The sequence below is a fragment of the Ralstonia sp. A12 genome, from assembly GCF_000801955.1.
In the GTDB taxonomy this organism is placed as follows: Bacteria; Pseudomonadota; Gammaproteobacteria; order Burkholderiales; family Burkholderiaceae; genus Ralstonia.
Genome location: NZ_JSZO01000007.1, coordinates 1 through 23,412, shown reverse-complemented (window position 1 = coordinate 23,412; position 23,412 = coordinate 1). Strand labels below are relative to the sequence as shown.

At 64.8% G+C, this 23,412-nt stretch carries 19 protein-coding genes; 4 read left to right on the top strand and 15 right to left on the bottom strand.

The genetic code is table 11. The features are described 5' to 3' along the window. Positions 1-192: 192 nt before the first annotated feature. On the bottom strand, positions 193-1,107 hold the full coding sequence (gene rfbD, locus PI87_RS10180; RefSeq protein ID WP_039597604.1) for a dTDP-4-dehydrorhamnose reductase: 915 nt from the start codon (positions 1,105-1,107) through the stop codon (positions 193-195). 1 nt (position 1,108) lies between these two features. After that, positions 1,109-2,158, bottom strand: coding sequence for a dTDP-glucose 4,6-dehydratase (rfbB, locus tag PI87_RS10175; RefSeq protein WP_039597603.1), 1,050 nt, complete (start codon positions 2,156-2,158; stop codon positions 1,109-1,111). A 229-nt stretch (positions 2,159-2,387) separates the two neighbouring features. On the opposite strand from rfbB, the gene PI87_RS10170 reads away from it, so the two are divergent. Next, on the top strand, positions 2,388-3,266 hold the full coding sequence (locus PI87_RS10170; RefSeq protein WP_052321471.1) for a symmetrical bis(5'-nucleosyl)-tetraphosphatase: 879 nt from the start codon (positions 2,388-2,390) through the stop codon (positions 3,264-3,266). Here the strand turns inward: PI87_RS10170 and PI87_RS10165 are convergent. From PI87_RS10165 to PI87_RS10135, 7 genes are all read right to left on the bottom strand, one after another. Further along, positions 3,263-4,060 carry a lysophospholipid acyltransferase family protein gene (locus tag PI87_RS10165; protein ID WP_039597601.1) on the bottom strand — a complete coding sequence of 266 codons (798 nt, stop codon included), beginning with the start codon at positions 4,058-4,060 and terminating at the stop codon, positions 3,263-3,265. The two genes, PI87_RS10170 and PI87_RS10165, sit on opposite strands and share 4 nt — an antisense overlap. Continuing rightward, complete coding sequence (locus tag PI87_RS10160; RefSeq protein ID WP_039597600.1) at positions 4,047-5,324, bottom strand: dihydroorotase; 1,278 nt, start codon at positions 5,322-5,324, stop codon at positions 4,047-4,049. The genes PI87_RS10165 and PI87_RS10160 overlap by 14 nt, the downstream gene beginning before the upstream one ends. Before the next feature lie 8 nt (positions 5,325-5,332). Further along, entirely contained in the window at positions 5,333-6,304 is a 972-nt protein-coding gene (locus tag PI87_RS10155) for an aspartate carbamoyltransferase catalytic subunit (RefSeq protein WP_039597599.1), read from the bottom strand. 59 nt (positions 6,305-6,363) lie between these two features. Next, positions 6,364-6,882, bottom strand: coding sequence for a bifunctional pyr operon transcriptional regulator/uracil phosphoribosyltransferase PyrR (gene pyrR, locus PI87_RS10150; protein ID WP_039597598.1), 519 nt, complete (start codon positions 6,880-6,882; stop codon positions 6,364-6,366). Further along, a complete protein-coding gene (gene ruvX / locus PI87_RS10145; RefSeq protein WP_039597597.1) occupies positions 6,879-7,313 on the bottom strand; it encodes a Holliday junction resolvase RuvX in 435 nt (144 codons plus the stop codon). Before ruvX ends, pyrR begins: the two co-directional genes overlap by 4 nt. Continuing rightward, positions 7,306-7,878: a YqgE/AlgH family protein gene (locus PI87_RS10140; RefSeq protein WP_039597596.1), complete on the bottom strand. Its 573-nt coding sequence runs from the start codon at positions 7,876-7,878 to the stop codon at positions 7,306-7,308. The genes ruvX and PI87_RS10140 overlap by 8 nt, the downstream gene beginning before the upstream one ends. Positions 7,879-7,961: 83 nt before the next feature. Continuing rightward, positions 7,962-8,714 (bottom strand): 16S rRNA pseudouridine(516) synthase, encoded by a 753-nt coding sequence (locus PI87_RS10135; protein WP_039597595.1) that lies wholly within the window; start codon positions 8,712-8,714, stop codon positions 7,962-7,964. Between the two features lie 90 nt (positions 8,715-8,804). Between PI87_RS10135 and PI87_RS10130 the strand changes: the two genes are divergently transcribed. Continuing rightward, on the top strand, positions 8,805-10,352 hold the full coding sequence (locus PI87_RS10130; protein ID WP_039597594.1) for a cryptochrome/photolyase family protein: 1,548 nt from the start codon (positions 8,805-8,807) through the stop codon (positions 10,350-10,352). 61 nt (positions 10,353-10,413) lie between these two features. Next, on the top strand, positions 10,414-11,085 hold the full coding sequence (locus tag PI87_RS10125; RefSeq protein ID WP_232313969.1) for a hypothetical protein: 672 nt from the start codon (positions 10,414-10,416) through the stop codon (positions 11,083-11,085). Positions 11,086-11,165: 80 nt separating this feature from the next. Here the strand turns inward: PI87_RS10125 and PI87_RS10120 are convergent, their stop codons facing one another. The 6 genes from PI87_RS10120 to PI87_RS10095 form a co-directional block, all read right to left on the bottom strand. Further along, positions 11,166-17,264 carry a hybrid sensor histidine kinase/response regulator gene (locus tag PI87_RS10120; protein ID WP_039597593.1) on the bottom strand — a complete coding sequence of 2,033 codons (6,099 nt, stop codon included), beginning with the start codon at positions 17,262-17,264 and terminating at the stop codon, positions 11,166-11,168. Positions 17,265-17,350: 86 nt separating this feature from the next. Further along, a complete protein-coding gene (locus PI87_RS10115; RefSeq protein ID WP_039597592.1) occupies positions 17,351-19,579 on the bottom strand; it encodes a methyl-accepting chemotaxis protein in 2,229 nt (742 codons plus the stop codon). Between the two features lie 261 nt (positions 19,580-19,840). Then, complete coding sequence (locus tag PI87_RS10110; protein WP_039597591.1) at positions 19,841-20,386, bottom strand: chemotaxis protein CheW; 546 nt, start codon at positions 20,384-20,386, stop codon at positions 19,841-19,843. A gap of 45 nt (positions 20,387-20,431) precedes the next feature. Beyond that, on the bottom strand, positions 20,432-20,800 hold the full coding sequence (locus PI87_RS10105; protein ID WP_039597590.1) for a response regulator: 369 nt from the start codon (positions 20,798-20,800) through the stop codon (positions 20,432-20,434). 29 nt (positions 20,801-20,829) lie between these two features. Next, on the bottom strand, positions 20,830-21,345 hold the full coding sequence (locus PI87_RS10100) for a response regulator (protein ID WP_039597589.1): 516 nt from the start codon (positions 21,343-21,345) through the stop codon (positions 20,830-20,832). Positions 21,346-21,628: 283 nt separating this feature from the next. Beyond that, the gene (locus PI87_RS10095; RefSeq protein WP_039597588.1) at positions 21,629-21,811 is read right to left on the bottom strand and encodes a rubredoxin; all 183 of its coding nucleotides are present in this window, start codon (positions 21,809-21,811) and stop codon (positions 21,629-21,631) included. Between the two features lie 214 nt (positions 21,812-22,025). On the opposite strand from PI87_RS10095, the gene hemL reads away from it, so the two are divergent. Continuing rightward, positions 22,026-23,339: a glutamate-1-semialdehyde 2,1-aminomutase gene (gene hemL / locus PI87_RS10090; RefSeq protein WP_039597587.1), complete on the top strand. Its 1,314-nt coding sequence runs from the start codon at positions 22,026-22,028 to the stop codon at positions 23,337-23,339. Positions 23,340-23,412: the final 73 nt, after the last annotated feature.

Genomic DNA, 23,412 nt, shown 5'->3' with positions numbered 1-23,412 from the left:
AACAACTTCCGATTCTTCCAGAATTCAGTAGAATTCGCGTGATTTCAGGGCACAGGACTGACGGCCGACGCTTGGCAAGATTCCTTTCTGCACAAGCCGACAGCAAACGCACGCCTGAATGTCGACCCATCACTAGCATATCGCCATGTGCACAGACCGTCGGCCGGAATGATACCCGTTCATGGCAATCGCTCAGAGGACTTGGTCTAGGAGACGATGTACGCCAGACCTCCAATCCTCCAGTTCAATGCCAAACGTGCACCGAAGCTTGCGAGTGTCCAGGCAGGAATTCTTCGGGCGGAGTGCGCGTTGCGGATACTCAGCCGCTGGAATGGCTTGCACTTGCTCGGGCGATACCCGTAACGCAACGCCACGCGCCTTCGCATACGCTAGGACTTCGACGGCGTACGCGTACCAGCTGGCTCGCCCACCCGCGGCAAGATGGTAGATGCCACTAGGAAAAGCCTCGCGATCGTCAAACCGCCAGTAACGCCTGATCACATCAGAGGTAACCCTGGCCAACAGCTCAGCGGTAGTGGGTGCGCCAAAGCGATCGTCAATCACGCTCAGCCCATCCCGTTCACGGCCCAACGTTAGGATGGTCTTGGCAAAGTTGGCACCATGCACACTAGCCACCCACCCGGTGCGTAGTGTCAGCGCTCGTGCCCCACTTTCGGCAATCGCGATCTCACCGGCCAGCTTGCTCTTGCCATACACCGATAGAGGATTGGCCGGATCGCTCTCGACATAGGGTTCAGGCTTGCGACCATCAAACACGTAATCCGTGGAGTAGTGCACTAGGAGGCTACCGAGTGCCCTGGCCTCCTCAGCTAGCGCGCCAACTGCCGCGGCATTGACGGCGAATGCCAACTCGGCCTCGATCTCGGCCTTGTCGACATCGGTGTAACCCGCCGCATTCACGATTACGTCAGGGCATAGTTCGCGCACCGTCTTGCGTAACACGTCGGGGCTCGTCAGATCGCAGTTCGCCCGGTCCAACGCGACGACCCGCCCCACTGCTGCAAGCCGATGCTGCAGTTCGAGACCCACTTGACCGGTACAACCGATCACAAGCAGCGTAGGCACAGATGTGGCGCTGTGCGGCATGCTACATTGCGATCGCAGAAGGCGCGCTGGCAATGACCGCCCTGACCCACGCGGGATTGTCCAGAAACCACTGAACCGTCTTGCGCAGACCGGAGTCGAACGACTCCACAGGTTGCCAACCAAGCTCGCTGCGGATCTTGCTCGCGTCGATCGCATACCGTCGGTCATGACCAAGGCGATCTCCAACAAATTCGATCTGATCCCGATACGAACCCTGAGATTTCGGCCTCAGTTCGTCGAGCAGGTTGCACAACGCGTTCACGACCTGCAGGTTGGTCCGCTCATTGCCGCCGCCCACGTTGTAGGTCTCCCCGACCCGCCCACTGGTAAGCACGCGCCGCAGTGCTGCGCACAAGTCACCGATATAAAGCCAGTCTCGCACATTGAGCCCATCACCATAGACGGTCAGAGCCTTGCCATCCAACGCGCTGGTGATCACCTTGGGAATCAGCTTCTCGGGAAAATGATAAGGGCCGTAACCGTTCGAGCTATTGGCAGTGAGCACCGGTAGCCCGTACGTGTGATGGTAGGCACGCATGAGATGGTCGGAACCCGCCTTGGACGCCGAGTATGGGCTGTTAGGCCGGTAGGGCGTGGTCTCCGAGAAAGGCATATCCCTCGGGCCCAGCGAGCCAAACACCTCATCGGTCGAGACATGAAGCAGACGAAAGCCGGCATGGGCTTCAGCCCCCAAACCAAGCCAGTAGGCCCGCACGGCCTCCAGCAGCGTGAACGTTCCAACCAGATTGGTCTGAATGAAGGCGGCGGGTCCGTGAATCGACCGGTCAACGTGGCTTTCGGCGGCAAAATGCACCACCGCCCGCGGCTGGTACTTAGCAAGCATTTGGTCCAGCGCCACGCGGTCACAGATATCGGCCTGCACAAACACGTAGCGGGAATCGCCGTCAACCGATGCCAACGTCTGCTTGTGACCGGCATAGGTCAACTTGTCGACATTGACCACGCCATCAGCGGCTGGGTCAGACAACCAATCCAGTACGAAATTGCCGCCAATGAATCCGGCGCCGCCAGTTACGAGGATATGGGACAAACTCTGCACTCCTGCCTATCATCAGGCCACGGGCCATAGCGTGCTAATACCCAGGTTGTCCCCACAACAAGGGCAGCAAGAAATGAATTGCCGCGCATCACAATAAACCACGTATTCTATCCGCCCCCTCCACCTCCCCCATGGCGAACCCCGAGAATTTTGTAGCACGTTGTAAGAACTGAGACGTCTACATCTCTGTAGTGGACAACAACATCCGTTTTACGTAGCCATCGTGCATCCCCGCGCCCCAGAAACCACGTCCTCCCACGCCATCGGCGACCTCCAAGGCTGCTGCTCCCCTCTCCAGACACTGCTAGCCGCCCTGCCCGCCAACGCCCCACTGCGCTTCGTCGGCGACCTCATCAACCGGGGCCCCGATTCGCTCGATACGCTGCGGCGCGTGATCGCGCTCTGCGAAAGCGGCCGCGCCCGCACGGTGCTCGGCAACCACGACATCCATCTGCTGGCGGTAGCCGCCGGTGTACGCAAACCAGGTAAGCGCGACACCATCGCCGAGATCCTGGCCGCCCCCGATCGCGACGAACTCATCACTTGGCTGCGCCACCAGCCGCTGGCCATCTTCGAGAACGGTTTCCTGATGGTGCACGCCGGCGTGCTGCCACAGTGGACGACCGGCGACGTGCTGGAACTGGCAGGCGCCGTAGAGCGCGAGTTGCGCAGCCCTCACTGGAAGACCTTCCTGGCCGACGCGTTCGGCAACCACCCTGCCAAGTGGAGCAACGATCTCGTTGGGATAGACCGCCTGCGCTTGACCATCAACGCCCTCACCCGCCTGCGTTTTTGCACGCTCGACGGCGCGATGGAGTTCGAGACAACAGACGCCGAAGGTGCGCCCGACGGTCACATGCCCTGGTTTGACGTGCCGGGGCGGCGCACGCGCGGCACGCCGATCGTCTTTGGGCACTGGTCCACGCGTGGCCTGGTCATGCGCGATGACCTGATCGGCCTGGATACGGGATGCGTGTGGGGCGGAAAGCTGTCGGCGGCGAAGCTTTCGCTGGCACCAGCGGGGCGCGACGTGGTGCAAGTCGCGTGCGAGCAGGCGCAGGACCCGCTCGCAGACAAAAAGAAATCGCAGGCAGCCTAGCCGGCGCGCTCGATCAATGCCGCGACAGCATCTTGGCTGTGCGCGGCCAATGAGCGGCGGTCCATCTCCGGGGCCACGGTGGCACCCACGAACACTTCAACCACCAGAGGCGGCCCGTTCAGGATGGCGTTGATCGTGTCCATCATCGACAGATCACCGATATACGCCGGGATAGTCGTCAACTCACCCGTGGCGGCAACGCGATAGCGCAGTGCCAAGGGGCGAATCGGCGCGGCGGCGGTCACCGGCGCCTGAAACAGGTTGGCGTGGAACGGCAGCAATTGCAGCCCGTCCGACGTCGTCCCCTCGGGAAACACACAGATGGCGTCTCCGCTGCGCAACGCGTCGGCAATGGCGTGCATGATGCGGTGTGCGTCGCGCTTGCGGGCGCGTTCGACAAACAGCACACCCGTCTGCGCACACAGCCAGCCGATCACCGGCCAGCCGCGGATCTCCGACTTGGCGACAAAGCGCGGCGGGTGCCAGCCATTGATCGCGTAGATGTCGAGCCACGACACGTGGTTGGACACCAGCATCGAGCCCGCCAGATCCTTCGGTTCGGCCGGCTCACCGTGCACGACGAGTGACACGCGAAACAGTGCCAACAACTTGCGCGACCAGCGCTGGATCAACGCCTGTTTGCGTGCAGGGCCCACCCACCAGAACAGCAGCGCGCACGTCGCGAGGCCCTCAGCCAAGTGCATGAGCAACCGTAGCTTGCGCAGCAAGTGCATGCGCTGCGGCGTGCTCACCTCGGCGGGCGCGCTTTCCACGCGCTGGTCAATGCCCGTCATAGGCAAGGTGGCCAGCAACCAGCGTCGCACGTACGCGGCCTGCCAACTCAAAGCCCAGGTACGGCGAGTTCTTGCCCTGGCTGCGCAGGCTGCGCGGTTCGAGCTTCCACGTGGCGGCCGGATCGAACACGCACACGTCGGCCATCGCGCCCACTTCCAGCGAACCCGCTTGCAAGCCCAACACGCGCGCCGGTTCACTGGTGATGCGGGCCAGTGCCTTCGGCAGCTCGACCTTGTGCTCGGCGGCCCAACGCAGCGTCAGCGGCAGCAGGGTCTCGAGGCCGGTCGCGCCAGGCGTGGCCTCGGCAAACGGCAGCAGCTTCTCGTCGTCGTCCACGGGCGTGTGGTCCGAGCAGATGGCGTCGATGGTGCCATCGGCCAGTGCACGCACGATACCGTCGCGGTCGCGGCCCGAGCGCAGCGGCGGCACAAAGCGCATCTGCGAATTGAAGTAACCGATGTCGACGTCGGTCAGCGAGATGTGATGGACGTTCACGTCGCACGTAACCGCCAGGCCTTCTGCCTTGGCATTGCGCACAAGTTCGAGGCCGGCAGCCGACGACAAGCGGCACAGGTGCACGCGCGCGCCAGTGCTGCGCATCAGTTCAAAGATGGTATGCAGGCGCACGGTCTCGGCAATCACAGGCACACCAGAGAGGCCCATGCGCGAAGCCAGCGGGCCGCTCGCCGCCACGCCGCCCTTGCCCAGGTACGGATCCTCGGGACGCAGCCAAACGGTAAAGCCAAAGGTGCGCGCGTACTGCAGCGCGCGCATCAGCACCTGCGTGTCAGCCATCGGCGCATCCGTCTGCGAGAAGCCGACGCAGCCCGATTCGGTCAGCTCGGCCATCTCGGTCAGCACCGCCCCTTTCAGGCCCACGGTGAGCGCGCCCAGCGGATACACGTGCGCCTGATTCAGGTTGCGCGCGCGAAACTTGAGCATCTCGACCAGGCCAGGCTCGTCGAGCACCGGATCGGTATCCGGCGGGCATACCAGAGAGGTCACACCGCCGGCCATGGCCGCAGCCATTTCCGATTCGAGCGTCGCCTTGTATTCGAAGCCCGGCTCGCGCAGGCGCGCAGACAGGTCGATGAAGCCTGGGCAGACGATCAGGCCCGTCGCGTCGACCGTCTTGTTGGCGTGGAAATCCGCCGGCGCGTGGCCGACACCGACCACCTTGCCCGCTGCGATGTACAGATCCTGTTGTGCGTCGATGCCGTTGGCCGGGTCGATCAGGCGGCCGCCTTTGATATGCAGTTTCATCGGTCTTCTTAGTCGTTGTTGCCAGCCACGATGCCCATCACCGCCATGCGGACCGCGATGCCGAACGTCACCTGGTTCAGGATCACCGATTGCGCGCCGTCGGCCACGGCGGAGTCGATCTCCACGCCGCGGTTCATCGGGCCTGGGTGCATGACGATGGCGTCGGGTTTTGCCAGCGCCAGGCGCTCCTGCGTGAGGCCGTACGCCTTGAAGTATTCCTGTGCGGAGGGCAGCAGCGCACCGCTCATGCGCTCGTTCTGCAGGCGCAGCATGATGACCACGTCCACGCCCTTGAGGCCTTCTTCCATGTTGTGGAAGACGCGCACGCCCATGTGCTCCAGACCACCCGGCAGCAGCGTGCGCGGGCCGATGGCACGCACTTCGGCGCAACCCAGCGTCGTCAGCGCGTGGATGTCGGAACGCGCCACGCGCGAGTGCAGGATGTCGCCGACGATCGCCACCGTCAGGTTGGAGAAATCCTTCTTGTAGTGGCGGATGGTGAACATGTCGAGGAGCCCCTGCGTGGGGTGCGCATGGCGGCCATCGCCCGCGTTGATCACGTGCACGTGCGGTGCAACGTGCTCGGCAATCAGGTACGGCGCGCCCGAGCTGGCATGCCGCACGACAAACATGTCCGCCTGCATGGCCGACAGGTTGTTGATCGTGTCGAGCAGCGACTCACCCTTGCTAGTGGACGACGCATTGATGTTCAGGTTGATCACGTCCGCCGAGAGCCGCTTGGCCGCGATCTCGAACGTGGTGCGCGTGCGCGTGGAGTTCTCGAAGAACAGGTTGAACACGCTCTTGCCGCGCAGCAGCGGCACCTTCTTTACCTCGCGGTCGGAATCCGATACGGAGACGAACTGCTGGGCGGTATCCAGCACGTGCGTGAGGATGTCGCGCGACAGCCCCTCGATCGACAGCAGGTGCTTGAGCTCGCCGTTTTTCGTGAGCTGCGGGTTGGCGAAAGTCTTGGGCATGAGGGACGAAAGCGGTCAGTACAAGTCAGTACAAAGCAGAAGCGATGCAGCGTGCGAGCTCAGGCACCCTTGGGCTCGCGCGTGAAGGTGAAGCGTGCGGAGGCACCTTCGCCGGATTCGCTCAGCACGAGCGACTCGTTGGCCGGCAGCGTGATGCGCTCGCCGATGTAATCCGGGGCGACCGGCAATTGACGCTCGCCGCGGTCGACCAGCACCGCCAGTTCCACCGCAGCCGGGCGGCCGTAGTCGAACAGCTCGTTGATGGCCGCGCGAATGGTGCGGCCGCTGGCCAGCACGTCGTCCACCAGCAGGATGCGGCGCTCGTTCACGTCGAACGGCAGCGTGGTCGGCTGGGCCTGGGCGTGCAGGCCCTTCTTAGCGTAGTCGTCTCGGTGCAGGGCGACGTTGACAACACCGTATTCCGGCAGGCCCAGGTCATGCGCCAGGCGCTTGGCGATCCAGGCGCCGCCGCTGACGATTCCGGCCACCGACCAGGCATGGCCATCGGCCATGCGCGTGCGCAGTTGTGCGACGAGGCTCTGGTACAGCGCCTCGGCATCGATCTGTTGCGATGTCATGCGTGTGATTCGTCGAAGAACTGTTGGAGGATGATGCGCGCGGCTTCTGCGTCGAGCACATCGTCGGAGGCGCCGGCATCCTGGGCGGCGATCGAGGAATAACGCTCGTCCACCCAGGTGACCGGCAGGCCATAGCGGCCATGCAATTGATTGCCGAAGCGCTTGGCGAGCTTGATCATCGGCTGCTCGTCGCCATCGGGGTGCACGGGCATGCCGACCACGAAGCCGACCGGCTGCCATTCGTTGATCAGGCGCGTGATCTGCTCGAAACGGAAATCGACCGAGCGGTTGGGAATGGTTTCCAGCGCCCGCGCCGAGCGCGACACCGTATTGCCGAGCGCCACGCCAATGCGCTTTTCGCCGTAATCGAATGCCAGCAAAGTGCCGTCTGTGGGCACGGAGGCAAGTACCGGACGCGCCGGCTCAGGCATGCCCTGCCTCGCCCGACAGCATGGCCGGGTTGATGCCAAGCAGGTTCAGCGCAGCGGCAAACCGCCCCTCGGCAGGTACGTTGAAGATGATTTCGGGATCAGCCTGCACGGTCAGCCAGCCGTTGCGGCTGAGCTCGTCCTCCAGTTGGCCGGCGCTCCAGCCGGCATACCCGAGGGTCAGGATGAAGCGCTGCGGCCCGCCGCCCTGGGCGACGGCTTCGAGCACATCCTTGGAGGTGGTCATTTCCAGCCCGCCCGGCACCGCCAACGACGACGAATACGCGCCCGTGGCGTCATGCAGCACAAAGCCGCGCTCGGTCTGCACCGGGCCGCCGTAATACACAGGCTGTTCTGCGAGGGGATGGATTTCGAGCTTGAGATCAATCTTGTCGAACAGCGTCGCCAAGTCGATGTCGATGGGCCGGTTGATCACGAGGCCGAGCGCGCCGCGCTCGTTGTGCTCGCACATGTACACCACCGTGCCCGAAAACGTGGAGTCCGCCATGCCGGGCATAGCGATCAGGAACTGATTCGTGAGATTGATGGGTGCGTCCGGCGAGGCCATGCGACTAGTTTACCAAAAGCCCCCGGCCATCGCCCCTTTCATTTGGAGGAGTCAGCCTTGGGGGTAGGGGTTTTTGTGGTGACTCACGCACCCGAAGCGCCTTGGCGCTCCGGCGTCGTGTTCAGCGCTTCGATGTCGGCGGCATCCAGCCAGCGCCATTCGCCCGGCGCCAGGTCAGCCCCCAGCGACAGCCCGCCTATGGCGCTCCGGTGCAGCCCGGTCACATGGTTGCCGGTCGCGGCCACCATGCGTTTTACCTGGTGGTATTTGCCCTGCGTGAGCGCCATGCGCAGGTGGTGCGTATCGACGCGCTCGGCCCAGGCCGCGATCACGTTTTCATCCTCATCGTCCAGCAGCACACCAGCGCACAGCTGGGCGACCTGTGCGTCGGTCACGGGTTCAGCGGTGGTGATTTCGTACACCTTGGGCACCTGGTGGCGTGGGCTGGTGAGCGTGTGGACGAACTGGCCATCGTCGGTGAGCAGCAGCAGGCCGGTGGTGTCCTGGTCGAGGCGGCCCACGCACTGCACGCCGCGCTCGCGCAGCGGCACGGGCAGCAGCGTGTACACGCTCGGATGGTGCTTCGGCTTTTGCGAACACTCCACCCCTGCCGGCTTGTTGATCATCAGGTAGGCGCGGGCGTGGTACGTCCAGCGCTCGCCGTCCACGTCCAGCACCAGGCCGGCGGTGTCGACCAGCGCGTCGGGGTCTTCCATTTCGACGTCGTTGATGAACACCAGCCCGGCGAGCACGAGGTCCTTGCAATAGCGGCGCGTGCCGAAGCCCTGGGATTGCAGGATGCGATACAGCGGAAGACGAGCAGATGAAGCAGTCATGGCAACAACGTGAAGAAGAGAATGCGGCGCGGTTCTTGCGGGGATTTTCGTATACGCTCGGCCGATCTCCAGACCAGCCGACCGCACCCGATGCCGCCCACCACCGGAAACCGCCAGCCCTACGCCATCGGAGCGCATTTTCAGCGCGGGCTGGTATGGTTCCGGCGCGATCTGCGGCACTTTGACCACGCGGCGCTGCATTATGCCCTGCGCCACTGCCGCGAGGTCTATTGCGTGTTCGTGTTCGACCTCGACATCCTTGACGCGCTGCTCGCGCGCGGGCTCAAGGCGGACCGCCGCATTGAATTCATCCGCGCGTGCGTCGAGGAACTGCGCACCACCCTGCGCGAAGCGGGTGGCGACCTCATCGTCCTGCACGACCACCCGCGCCACGCCATTCCCGACCTCGCACGCCAACTCAACATCGAGGCGGTCTTCGCCAACCATGACGAGGAGCCCGCCGCGCAGGCCCGTGACGAAGCGGTGCGCAAGGTACTCGCACAGCAGCCGTGTGCTTGGTTCGACTTCAAGGATCAGGTGATCTTCGAGCGCGACGAGGTGCTTAACGGTCAAGGCAAGCCGTATGGCGTCTTCACGCCCTACAAGAACGCGTGGCTGGCCGCACTCACGCCGTTCGACTTGCGCGCGTATCCGACGGAAGCCCACTTCGGCGCGCTGGCCAAGCCACCGCAGGCGCTGGTGCACGCCACGCCTTCGCTGGAGGCAATGGGCTTCACACGCTCCAACCTCGCGGAGATCGCCCTGCCCACCGGCATGTCCGGCGGCGAAGCATTGCTCGATGACTTCGAAGACCGCATGGACGACTACCACGCGCGCCGCGATTTCCCCGCCGTACGCGGGCCGAGCTATCTCTCGACACATCTGCGCTTTGGCACCGTGTCCATCCGCGCGCTGGCGGCGCGCGCGCATGCCGCCATGCTGCGCGGCAGCCGGGGCGCGGCGACGTGGCTGTCGGAGCTGATCTGGCGCGACTTCTATTTCATGATCCTGCACCACCGTCCGGACCTGGCGGATGGTGCCTCATTTCACCCGGAGTTCGACCGCATCCGCTGGGTGGACGGTGAGACCAGCGATGCACGCTTCGCAGCCTGGAGGGCCGCCCGCACCGGTTACCCGCTGGTGGACGCCGCCATGCTGCAGATCTTCCAGAGCGGCTACATGCACAACCGCCTGCGCATGGTGGCCGCGAGCTTCCTCATCAAAGACCTGGGCATCGATTGGCGGCGCGGTGAGCAGTACTTTGCCGACGTCCTCAACGATTTCGATTTTGCCGCCAACAACGGTGGCTGGCAGTGGGCCGCGTCCACTGGGTGTGATGCGCAACCGTGGTTCCGCATCTTCAACCCGGTCACGCAATCGGAGAAGTTCGATCCGCAAGGCCGCTTCATCCGCAAGTACCTGCCGCAGCTTGCGGGGCTGCCCGACAAGTACATCCACGCGCCGTGGACAGCACCGGCCGACGTGCTGAAGGAAGCCGGCGTGGTGCTTGGTCAAACGTACCCGCACCCCATCGTTGAGCATGCTGGCGCACGCGCCGCCACGCTCGACCGCTACGCGGTTACCAAGGCGGAGCGCACCTCCGCTGCGGAGGCAGCGACGCTGCATCGGCACTCGTGACAGCCTGATCGCACTGCGCGATACTCCTGCGCGTTTTCGTCCATGGAGATGCGCGATGCGCATGATGCAACGTTGTACCCCGCTGTTTGCCGCTCTGGTGACGGCGGCAGGGTGCCTGATGTCCGGCCCAGCTCACGCCGATGCCATCAAGCCTTGTGCTGCACCCGACGCCGGCTACACGGTCGAGCGCAGCGTGCGTGGCGCGATCGGCAAACCCGCCGCCGTCGATGCCTGCGTCGACGTGCTCACGCCCAAGAACAACCCGGATGGCGATCGCCGCCTGCGCATCTACACCGGCGGCAAATTGTCGCTGGCCAGCAACGACATCACCATGTGCCAGGAATGCGGCGGCATGATCGCGGACCCGCTCGTGGCGCTGGAGATCAAGCGCGGCTCGCTGTTCGTGAGCAACCTGGGCGGCTCGCGCGAGCGCTGGGGGGAAGACTGGGTGCTCACGATGCGGGACGGACGCTGGGTGGTTGCCGGCTGGACCCTCCACTCAAGAGACACCATGACGGGCTTGCAGGAGCGCTATAGCGTCAATGCCCTGACCGGGGAGGTGCGCTCCGACTACGTGCCGCCCGACAAACCCGAACCCGGCGACACGAGCAGCAAGCGCCCGTCGCACCTCACCTGTACGTTGCCCACCGCATGGCGCACGCCGGCCATCGATCAGCTCACCAAGATCCGCACGCACGGCTGGGACTGCGCCAAGCTGGCCAAGTCGAACTGACCGCCTGACGCGCTCACGCCTGGCAAATGACAACGGGCCGGTAGAACACCGGCCCGTTGTCATTGCTGCGATGGATCGCGTCAGCCAGCGTTGGCCGCCGGCGCGCGCGCGCCGATCAGGTTGCGCAGGTGCTGCAGTAGTTCGTCTTCGTTGTACGGCTTGCCCAGGTAGACGTTCACGCCGATCTCCGCGGCATAGCGGCGGTGCTTGTCCGCCGTACGCGAGGTGATCATGATGATCGGCGTGGCGCCGATGCGCTCATCCGCACGCACGTTGCGCGTGAGGTCGAAGCCGTCCATGTGCGGCATTTCGATGTCGACCAGCATGGCGTCCGGCGTGATCTCCTGGAGCTGACGCAGTGCGTCCACACCGTCGCGCGCGAGCACGGCTTGGTAGCCCGAGCGCGTGAGCAGACGCTGCGTGACCTTGCGCACCGTGAGCGAATCGTCGACCACCATGACGATCGGCTGCGTGGCCAGGCCCGGCACGGCGTCGGTGCTGCCGCTGCGCGTGAGTTCTGCCACGGCGCCGGTGGTTTCCTGATCGCCATGCGGCAAGCCCAGCGCTGCGGCTTCGCGCTCGAAGCGCTGCGTGAGCACCACCGGGTTGTAGATCAGCACGATCTCGCCGTCACCCAGCGTAGTCGCACCCGCAATACCTTCCAGGCGCGCGAGGTGGGGACCGATGTGCTTCACCACCACTTCACGGTTGCCGATCACTTCATCGACATGCACGGCGGCGCGTTCCGCACCGCTGCGCACCACCACGGCCGGCGAATACTTGCGGCCACCCGTTACAGCCTGCGCTTCTTCAAGCAGCGCGCCGAAGTAGTGGAACGGCACCGGGCCGGTCGGCAGTTGCAGCGCCGCGGCGTTATACGCCTCGGCCAGCGCCTGCGGACGCAGTTGCTGCACGTGGTCGATCATGCCCGACGGAATTGCATACACACGCTCGCCCACACGCACCAGCAGCACCTGCGTAATGGCGGTGGTCAGCGGCAGGTGGATGGTGAAGCGCGTACCGACTTCCGGCGTGGTCTGCAGCGAGATGCGGCCACCCAGGGCCACGGTCTCCGCACGGACCACGTCCATGCCCACGCCACGGCCAGCCAGTTCCGACACCTGGTCGGCGGTGGAGAAGCCCGGCGTGAAGATCATCTCGGTGAGACGGGCATCGCTGGCCTCTTCGTCCGGCGCCAGGAGCTGACGCTCCAGCGCACGGGCGCGGATGCGGTCGAGGTTCAGGCCGGCGCCGTCATCCACAAAGTGCAGCACGACTTCGTTGCCTTCCTGCTGCACTTCCAGCGTCAGATCACCCGCGGGCGATTTGCCCTTGGCGCGGCGCTCATCGGCGGATTCAATACCGTGCGCGACGGCATTACGGATCATGTGCTCCAGCGGGCCGCCCATGCGGTCCAGCACGCTGCGGTCCAGTTCCACCGTACCGCCCTTGATGAACAGGCGGACTTCCTTGCCAGTTTCCGATGCAGCCTGACGGGCCACGCGGTACAAGCGATCCGCCACGGTATCGAACTGCACCATGCGCGCGCGCATCAGGCTGCGCTGCAGGCCGCGCGTGAGGCGCGCCTGCGTTTCCAGATCGAGCGATGCCTGATCGAAACCGCGGAACAAGTTCTGCTGCACCGTTGCCACGTCGTTGACGGACTCGGCCATCATCCGCGTAAGTTCCTGCAGGCGCGTGAAGCGGTCGAACTCCAGCGGATCGAAGGCTTCGGCGTGCGCTTGCGCATCGGCAATGCGCGACTCCATCTGCGTTTCGGCCTGGATTTCGATCTCGCGCACCTGCGAACGCAGACGCGCCACGTTGTCGTTCAGCTCCGACAGGTAGGTCTTGAGCGCATCGACTTCCGATTCCAGACGTGCGCGCGCAGCGCCCACCTCACCGGCGTCGTTGATGAGCGAGTCGAGCGCACGGGCCTGCACACGCACCATGGCGCGCTGGCGTTCAGCCACTTCCAGGGCCTCGGCTTCTGCGCTGCGCGTGCCGGTCAGGTCAACGTTGGTGGTAGTGGCCACGGCCGGCAGCATCGAGGTGCCGGGCACGGCTTGCGTTTCATCCTCCGCCAGCGAGGCCTCTGCAGCTTCGGCCAGGCCGGCGTCCAGCGGCAACACCTTGCCCGAGCCCAGCGCATCGACGTGTGCCTGAATGCGGTCGAACCACACGTAGAGCTTGCGGAATAGCACGTCGTCCACGCGGTTCTGGCGCAGGCCGCTCTCGATGGCGCTTTCCATTTCGTGCGCCGCCTGGCCCAGCGTCATGGCACCGGCCATACGGGCACTGCCCTTCACGGTGTGCAGGTTACGCAGCAGCAGGCCGGAGGTGGCACGGTCCTGCGGCGCGGCTTCCCATGCGCGCAGGTGCTGGCCCAGTTCGGGCAGCGCAACGTGCGCTTCTTCCAGGAAGATTTCCAGCAGCGCCGGATCGAGCGCATCGGACGGTGCCTGACGCACCAATTCGCCAACAGCCGGTTCGGCCGCGGGCGCCTGATATGCGGGCGCGAGCTGCACCAAGTCCTGGGGCAGCGCAAAGGCGGGCTCATCCACCAGGCCAGCAGTTTCGTTCTCAGCCTGTGCGGCCTCGACAAAGGCTTGCGGGGCCGGCTCCAGCGGCAGGCGCGGACGCACCAGCACGCGCTCGCATAGCTCTTCCAAGCCACGACGCAACGGCTCGTCGGTCTCGGGCCAGACGCTAGCAGCAAACTGATGCAGCATGCCGCGCATGCGTTCGACCGCCTGATCGAGCAGGCGGAAGTCGCCCGGGTGCATTGCCACCGGACGGCTGTTCAGATTCAGCAGCACCTGCTCCAGCGCATCGGCCAACTGGCGCACGGGCTCCAGTTCGACCACGGCGGAACTGCCCTGCAACGTGTGCGCGGCACGCAGCGCCAGCTCGCTCGGCGGCGTGCGGCCTTCGTGGCGCCACTCCGAGAAGTCCACGCCCAGGCGGCGGATGAGATCGTCGGCTTCCTGCAGGTAGACGTTGTACAGCGCCACGCTCACGCGCACCGGGCCGATGACCTTCACGCCATCGTCGTGCGGCGCTTCTTCCGCTCCACCGGTCTGCGCGAACGGGAACGGGATCACCTTGGCATCGCCGTCAGCCACAACCGGCTCGGCAGCAGGCTCAACCTGCACAAGCGGCTCGACCAGCTCGGCAGCGGGTTCCACTTCAACCGGCTCGATGACGGGCTCCGAGACCAGCGGCTCCACGGCCTCAGGCTCGATCGCTTCCGGCTCGATCAGCGGTGCCGTCGCCTCTGGCATCGGCGCTTCAACTTCAGGCAGCGCAGGCTCGTCGTCCCACGTGAGCGTGATGGCTTCGTGCGACTCCACAACCGGTTCGACCGACGCTTCCGGCACCACCAGTTCCACAGGCTCGGCGGTAATCAGATGGAGCGGCGCGGCCGCTTCCGCTGTCGGCACTTGTGATTCTGCGTGTTCGGCCGGTTCGTGCGCTTCCGGCACGGTCTCCAGCCAGACGAACGGACCACCGTGGCGCACGCGTTCGGCTGCGGCCACCAGCGGCTCGATCGGGTGATCGGCCTGCGGCGATTGCGCAATGGCAGCCGCCCAGGTCGACAGTTCGGATTCTGCGCGGGTCAGCAGCGCGGCCAGATCGTGCGACGGCACGCGGCTCTCGGCCAGCCACACGTTCATCACCTGCTCAATGGCCCATGCGGCCTCGCCATAGCGCGTCAGGCCAACCATGCGGCCCGAGCCCTTGAGCGTGTGGAACGCGCGGCGCAGTTGCGTCAGGAGGTCGAGGTCGGAGCCGGCGGCCAGGCCACCGGGGCCGGCCTCGGCTGCAGCGTGCAGCGCATGCAGATCGGTGCGCACACCGGCCAGCACTTCTTCGGCTTCGGACAGGAAGATGTCGAGCAGCTCGGCATCGATGGATTGCGTATCGCGCGCAGCAACGGCCGGCGCGGGTGCGGCCTCGGCAGGTGCGGCAACCGGTGCCGCCAGCGCAGCCTGCAGACGCTCAAGCGAGCCGGCGCTGCCGACCTGCCATGCGTCGAACTGTGCCAGGGCCTCTTCCAGACGGCGGCGGCGTGCCGGATCGTCGTCAATGGCGGCGGCGTCGCGTGCTTCCTGCAGTGCGGTGCGCAGCTCGGCGGCCAGAGGGTCATTCGGGTCCACCGGATGCTTGGCGAGCAGGCGGTCAAGCAGCGATTGCAGCGGCGACGCAACGTCGGCAGTCGCCGTATGCTCGGCGGCTTGCGCATCGTCCTGCGTCTCACGGCGGGCCAGCATGCCGGATTCCGCGTCAAAGGCAAACGCATGCCAAGCGGTTTCGCGCTCGGTTGGCGTGAGCGTGCCTTCGATGACGATCTCGTCGATCTGCGTGCCGGTCAGTTCGGTGCCGGCAGACAGCGCGTCGAGGAAGCCCTGCAGGCCGCTGGCGTTGGCAGCCAGCGCACCCAGGTAGCGTTCGCGATCCGCCGCTGCGCCCTCGCCCGCGGCTTCCAACGCGGCGATGGTCGATTGGGCGGCTTCGGTGGCGTGCACGGCCTCGTAAGCGTCGATGACAGCAAAGGCGCCCTGCATTTCACCGAACAAGCGGCTGGCTTCCTGCAGGCCACCGCTTTGCTCGCCTTCGCGCTCGAAGGCGTCGAGGTGCGTTTCGGCCGAGGCCAGTTGCGTCTGCAGCGCACGCACCTGTTCGGCGCGCGTGCGGCGGTGTGCGGTTTCCTCAGCCAGCAGGGACAGCCACGCCGGTGCGGGCACAGCGTCGCCTGCCTGGGTGGCGCGAGCGTGTTCGGCCAACTCATTGCAACGGGCGGCAAACCACGCGCTGCGCAAATCGCCGGATTCACCATGCAGCGCCCAAGGGCGAGCCAGCATGCGCGAGAGGAACTGCAGCGTGGGCGCGACATCGTGGCCACGTGCCTCAGTCAGGCGCTGCGACAAATCCAGCAAGGCAGGCTGGCCCAGTGCCTCGGTATGCAGTGCGAGCGTCTGCAACGCGGCGTCGGTTTCTTCGGCGTCCGGCTCGGCTTGCTGGCTCAGCGTCTCCAGCGTGCGGCCCACACGTTGCAGCGTGTCGGTGGCATCCGCCGGCAGCAGCGCGTAGTACTGGCGCGTGTGCAACGCACCGGCTGGCGCGTGCGTGGGCGGAATCGCAAAGGCCTGCACGCAGGCGACGATGTCCGGACCCAGCGTGTCGTCACCCACCGGCGTGGCGGGCACATTGCTGTAGGCCATGCCTGCGAGCAGGTACAGCGCGTCGGTCAGCAGGCCTTGCGGCAGATGGACGTTGTTGTGCGAATACTGGCGCAGCAGCAGGTTGACGCGTGCCGCCAGGCGCTTGGCGGTCATGTCGGCCGGCACCAGCCCGGCACGTAGCGCGCCGAACGTCAGTGCCAACACGAGCCACAGATCGCGCTGCAGGTCGTCGCCGGCGCGGCGCGGTTCGCGTTCAAGCGCGCGGATGCCGTGCAGCAGTTCTTCCAGCGGCGCGTAAGCGGCGGCAGCGGCAGCCGGATCGGCCTGGGCGTTGTCTGCGTTGGATGCCGGTGCACGCAGCGCGGTCAGTAGCGCGAGTTCGAACTTGCGGCGCAAGCGTGCCAGCCCCGGCAGATCACGCGAGGGCAGCAGCAACGCCGGCAGGTGGCGCAGCTCGTCAGCCCACAGGTCAGCCGGGTGGATGCGCTCTTCGCCCAGGCGGGCGAGCACAGCTTGATACGGTTGGAACAGGCGCAGCGGCTCTTCGGCCATGCCGGCCATCAGGTCGGCCACGTACTCCTGCAGCGCCTGCACAGCGCGCGAGAAAACATCCAGCGTCTGCACATCGGCCTGCACCGTACCGGCATCAACCGCTTCGAGCAGACGCTTGGCGGCCTGGCAGTACACGTCGATACCACGCAGGCCGACGATCAGCAGCGCGCCAGCAGCCTGGTGCAGGTACTGGCCAGCCAGGCGCAGCGAGGTGGTATCGCGCGCGCCAATGACTTCCGGGTTGGCAATGACATCGGCCGCGTATTCGCCGAACTCGCGCACGGCATCGTCCAGCGCGGCGCGCATGTTGGGCGCGACCCAGGCCAGTGCGGAAAGATCGCGTGCCGGCACGACAGACTTCGGACGCCCGGCAGCGGCTCCGGTCGCCTCAAGCGAGGCGCGCTCGGATTCTTCGGGCTGGGCGGAAGATTGATGACGCATGTGTGCTTCCAAAAAGCAGGTGGCGGTTGCCGCGATTGCCGCTTGGCGTTCCCGCCCGAAATCCAGTAACGACGGTGTCAGGCCAATTACGCGATGCGGAACCGGGCCACCGAGTCACGCAGTTCTTCAGCAAGCTGCGTGAGCTGGCGCACCGACTGCGCAGTCTGGCGAGTACCCGTCGACGTCTGTTCCGTGATGTGCAGAATCTGTTCGATGTTCTGCGCCACATCAGACGCCAGCGTTGCTTCGTGCGACGTCGTCTGCGAAATGCTTTCAATCAGTTCGGCAAGCTGGCGCGACACGCGGCCGATCTCCACCAGTGCAGCACCGGCGTTATCGGACAGCTTCGCCCCTTCCACCACACCCGCCGTGCTGCGCTCCATAGCGTGCACCGCGTCTTGCGTATCGGTCTGAATCGTGCGGATCAGCGCACCGATCTGCTTGGCTGCCTCGGCGGAACGTTCTGCCAGGCGCTGCACTTCCTCTGCCACCACCGAGAAGCCGCGACCGGCTTCACCAGCCGATGCTGCCTGAATGGCAGCGTTCAGTGCCAGCACGTTGGTCTGCTCGGTAATGTCCGAGATCAGCTCCACGATTTCACCAATCTCCTGCGACGATTCGCCCAGGCGCTTGATCCGCTTCGAGGTTTCCTGAATCTGGTCACGGATGTCGTTCATGCCCGTGATGGCGTTCTGCACCGCCTGCTGACCTTGCTCTGCTGCCGCCAGCGAGGCGCGTGCCACGTTGGCCGATTCAGCTGCGCCGCGCGAGACCTGCGTAATGCGGTCGGCCATCTCCACCACCGACTGGCCGGTCTGGCGGATCTGACGGGACTGTTCTTCCGATGCGGCCACCAGGCCCTCGGACGTCACGGCCACCGCCGACGATGCCTGCGTCACCTGCTCGGCCGTCTGCTGCACCCGGCCGACCAGCTCGCGCAGTTCTTCCACGGTGTAGTTCACCGAGTCGGCAATGGCGCCGGTAATGTCTTCCGACACGGTGGCCTGCTTGGTCAAGTCACCGTCTGCAATGTCCTGCAGCTCGTTCATCAGACGCAGAATTGCGGCCTGGGTGGAATCGTTGTTGCGCTTTTCCACCATCCGGCGTTCTTCAGCTTCACGCTGGCGGGCTTCTGCTTCCATCGTACGCACACGCGAATCGCGCAGGTACAGGGCGGCCAGTCCGGCCAGGCAGACCACCGTCAAGATTGCCGACAACACCACCGCACCCAGGGTGAACGGACGGTTGCGCACGCTGCTCGAATACGCCGACTGCAGGTCGGACAATTCAGCACGCAGCTTTTCGTTGTCGTTGAAGATCTGCTGCTGGGCGCGCTTGGCGGCGATCAGGCCCGGCAAGTTTTCCAGAATGATCTGCGTAGTCTTCTGCACGTTGTCGAAGCGGGTCGACAGCTCTTGCAGGTAGCCCTTGGTCTCGGGATCGGTCGCGGGCGACAGGCGCAGCGCTTCGGAACCGTTGAGCAGGCCGTTCAGGGTTTCGCGGAAGGTGTTGGTGTCCTTACCGAGCAGGAACGCCGTTTCCGGGTTCACGCCTTCGCCGGCCAGGAACTCGTTCATGTTCTTACCGAGACGCTGCGTCAACATCACGAGCTGCGACGAGGCGGCCACTTCACGGGCCGGCGCGTTGGTCTGCAGCTTCATCGACGAGATCTGCTCGGCTTCTTCCAGCAGTTCGGGGTTGGACGCGTTGAACACGTTCAGCGTCTTACCCACCGCCACCAGGGTCTTCTCTTGCGACAGCACGGCCTGGGCGCTCTTGTCGCTGCGCTTCCATTCGTCGATCGCTTTGTCGAGCAGGACTTCGGAGTCGCTGCCGATGGTGGCGCGCACGCCGCGATCGGAGTTGCCGTTCTTCAGGGCTTCGAGGTTTTCCTGCAGGCGCGCGCGGCTCTCCTTGAGCTGCGTGAATGCGTTGACGTTACCGAGCAGTGCCACCGGAACGGCCTTGGCCAGACGCTGCGAGTGCATCAGCGTGTCACCGGCAATTTCAATCTGCACCGAGCCGTTGTTGGCCTGCCGGTTATCCAGGTACACCGACGTCAGCAGGGCCAGCAGGCCGACCACCAGGCCGATCGTGAAGACCCGCTGCTGCGCGGCAAACGGCACGCGCTCCATCCAGCCGACCACGGCATCCATGGGCGTGCGGCCCAGCTGCGTGGGTGTGCCTGCGGGATTGTCGTCATCCGCATGGGGGTTATCCAACTGCATGGAAGCCGCTGATGCGCCCTCCGCTGCAACCTCCGGCGCCCCTGCCTCACCGGCACGGCGACCTGCGTTGAACCACTTGAACCCCATAGGACCCTCTTGTTTTGTCGATGCGGCCGTCCCGTTTTCCCGAGATCAGCAACATGGATTTCCCGTCCGCGGCCTCGCCTTGTCTAGCTTGGCGTGGTCCGCACCTTCCGCGGTACATATCGGCGCGCCCTGTTGCCGCGCCCTGCACCGCCTCTTGCCCCTGTGCGCGCCCGCTCCCGTTGCGGATGCGCCCAATCTGTTTTTGTTCGTGCCCGGCTGATCTTGCGGCCGGGTCTTGTCCTACCGTTGCCGCCGCGCGCCTTATGCGCGGCTACGGCCCACCTGCAGGAAGGCCGGATCGGCCAGCAGGCGGCGCACGTCCATCTCACGCCACAGCGTGCCCTGCGCATCGCGCCAGGCGCGGCCTTGCCACAGGCGGTTCTCGTCCTGTTCAGCCTCGACCGGCTGCAGATCGCTCAGGCTGCGCAACCCTGCCACACGCGGCACGATGATCGCGCACGCACGCTGCGGGTCTTTGGACAGCACCACGATCTTGGCACCGGCGCCACCGGCCGTCGGCGCTTCGCCACAGAACAGGCCGAAATCGATCACGCCCAGCAAGTTGCCCCGCGCATTCACGAGGCCCAGGTACCACGGCTGCGTGAGCGGCACGCGTGCGGGCGGCTGGTAATCCAGCACCTCGCCCGTGTCCGATAGCGACAGCAGCCAGTGCTGGTCGCCGATCTGCACGCCCAGGAAGCCTTCCGTCGACGACTTGGCGCGTGCCTCTTGCAGGCGCCGTGCCAGCATCGCCTGGTATTCATGCAGGCGCTGGCGGGAGGTCAGGTTGGTGCGCGGTTCGTTCACGTCTGGCTCATGTCCGTGGTGTTCCGGGTCGACGGCTGGCTCGGCTTACTGCGGCAGCTTGGCGATCTTGTCCAGCAGCTCTTCAGCCTTGACCGGCTTGACGATGTAGTCCGATGCGCCCTGACGCATGCCCCACACGCGGTCGGTCTCCAACCCCTTGGTCGTGCACATGATCACGGGGATGTCCTGGAAGCGCTCATCCTTCTTGATCGCGCGGGTCGCCTGGTAGCCGTTCTGGCCGGGCATCACCACGTCCATCAGGATCAGGTCGAACGATTCGGCTTCGAGCTTGGCCATGGCCTGGTCGCTATCGGCCGCAACCGTCACCTTGAAACCGCCCTTGCCGAGGATCTCCGACAGGTGCAGCGCTTCGGTCGGGGAATCATCGACCACCAACACTTTCTTAATTGCCATACAAACAGTCCTTCGATTAGAGAGTGCCGTCACTGTGCGGCGCCGTTTGTCGCGTTCGCCGCCGGCAGATGGGTCTGGACCGCCTCCAGCAGCGCTTCCTTGGAGAAAGGCTTGGCAAGGTGGTCCACCGCCCCGACCGACCGACCGCGCGCGCGGTCAAAGATACCGTCGCGAGAAGACAGCATGATCACAGGCGTGGCATGAAATTTCGGGCTTTTCTTGATCAGCGCGCAGGTCTGGTAACCGTCCACGTTCGGCATCAGGATGTCGCAGAACACGAGATCGGGTTTTAGGTCGCCAACTTTAGCCAGGGCGTCGAAACCGTCCTCGGCCAGCACGACCTGACAACCGGCCTGGGTCAAGAAAATCTGCGCAGTACGACGGATGGTGCTGGAGTCATCGATGACCAGCACTTTGCAGCCCAAGAGGGGCGCCGAGGAGTTCGCCAGCGGTGAAGTCGCCAGCGGTTGGGAGTCGGTCAGTTGTTCCACCCGCGCGGATTGCATCATGTTCTCGCATTGCGCGACCACGGGTCGCCACGACATTCTGACCGGATGGATCGCGGCAAATCGACGCGGCGTGCCCAAAAAGGGCCCACGCTGGCGACGACTTCAAAACTACGCCCCCCGGCCCGCTTATGAAGTGTGAAGCTCAGAATTTGACGAAGTGTGACAAGTCACCTATTCGCCGTCAATGGCGCCGACTGTCCGCCGGCCGCCTGTGGCATGGAAGCGACGAGCCTATTCATCGAACCGTCACTTCCTGATATTTGGCTGTCGGCAAGAGGGCAACCGCTCACTTGCCGACGGGAGACAGGTCAGACCCGACTCAGATCTGCACCATTTCGAAGTCTTCCTTGCGCGCGCCGCACTCGGGGCACGTCCAGTTGATGGGCACATCTTCCCACTTCGTGCCGGCCGCAATGCCGTCATCCGGTGCGCCTTGTTCTTCGTCGTAGATCCAGCCGCAAATCAGGCACATCCACGTCTTGTATTCAATCTGTTGTTCCATAGGGCAAAGCTTCGGTGGGTTCCGTCTATTAAAATGGCAGGCCAGATGGTACCGAATCACGCCCCGGCGCGCCAGAACAGGCGCCGGGCGCGCAACGTGTTTGACTGTATCCAACCTGGATCTGCGTCAAACCACCGCATAATCGCCGCAAACCAGCCTTTAAACCGTGCCGCAGCGTTGTTCTGCGCGGCGCCTCTCTCTTCCAACTGCATCCATGTCGACTCCCTCTTTGGCTACTTCGCGCAGCGCCGCCCTGTTTGAACGTGCCCAAAAGACCATCCCCGGCGGGGTGAACTCGCCGGTACGCGCCTTCCGCTCGGTAGGCGGCACGCCGCGCTTCATTGCCAAGGCAGCCGGCCCGTATATGTGGGATGCCGACGGCACCCGCTATATCGACTACGTGGGCTCGTGGGGCCCGATGATCGTCGGCCACGCGCATCCGGATGTCGTGCGTGCGGTGCAGGAAGTGGCGGCCGACAGCTTCTCGTTCGGCGCCCCGACCGAGGCGGAAGTCGTCATGGCCGAGGAAATCTGCAAGCTCGTGCCCTCCATCGAACAAGTGCGACTGGTGTCGTCGGGCACCGAGGCGACCATGAGCGCCCTGCGCCTGGCGCGCGGCTTTACCGGGCGCGACCTGATCGTCAAGTTCGAAGGCTGCTACCACGGCCACGCTGACAGCCTGCTGGTCAAAGCCGGCTCGGGGCTGCTGACCTTTGCCGACACGACGCAGAACGCGCCGTCCTCCGCCGGCGTGCCGGAAGACGTGGTCAAGCACACGATGGTGCTGCCGTACAACGACGTCGACGCCCTGCGTGAGGCGTTTGCCCGCCATGGCAAGGAAATCGCCGCCGTGATCGTCGAGCCGGTGGCCGGCAACATGAACCTGGTGCGTGGCAGCACCGAGTTCCACCAAGCCATGCGCTCGCTCTGCACGGAGCACGGCGCTGTGCTGATCTTTGACGAGGTGATGACGGGTTTCCGCGTGGCGCTGGGCTGCGCGCAGGCGCTGTATGGCATCAAGCCGGATCTGACGTGTCTGGGCAAGGTGATTGGCGGCGGCATGCCGGCAGCAGCGTTTGGCGGCCGCAGCGACATCATGGGCTTCCTGGCGCCGCTGGGCAGCGTGTATCAAGCCGGCACGCTGTCGGGTAACCCGCTGGCGGTGGCTGCCGGGCTGACCACGCTGCGCCTGATTGCTGCGGATGGCTTCCACGATCGGCTGGCTGCGCAGACGCGCAAGCTGGTCGATGGGCTGGCTGAGATTGCTCGCGAGGTTGGTGTGCCGTTTGCCGCGGACAGCGTTGGCGGCATGTTCGGCATCTACTTCCGTGAAGGTGTGCCGACCAGCTTTGCTGAAGTGACCAAGAGTGATGTCGGGCGCTTCAATGCGTTCTTCCATGCCATGTTGGCTGAAGGTGTGTATCTGGCACCTTCGGCGTTTGAGGCTGGATTTGTTTCGTCGACGCACGACGATGCGATTCTGGATGCCACGCTTGAAGCGGCTCGAAAGGCGTTCAAGGCCGTTTGATTGTCGTTGGGATGGATCTTGGTGGTGCATCCCCTGTTTCATCCCCGGCAGGGGGGGCTTGTCAGCTTTTTTG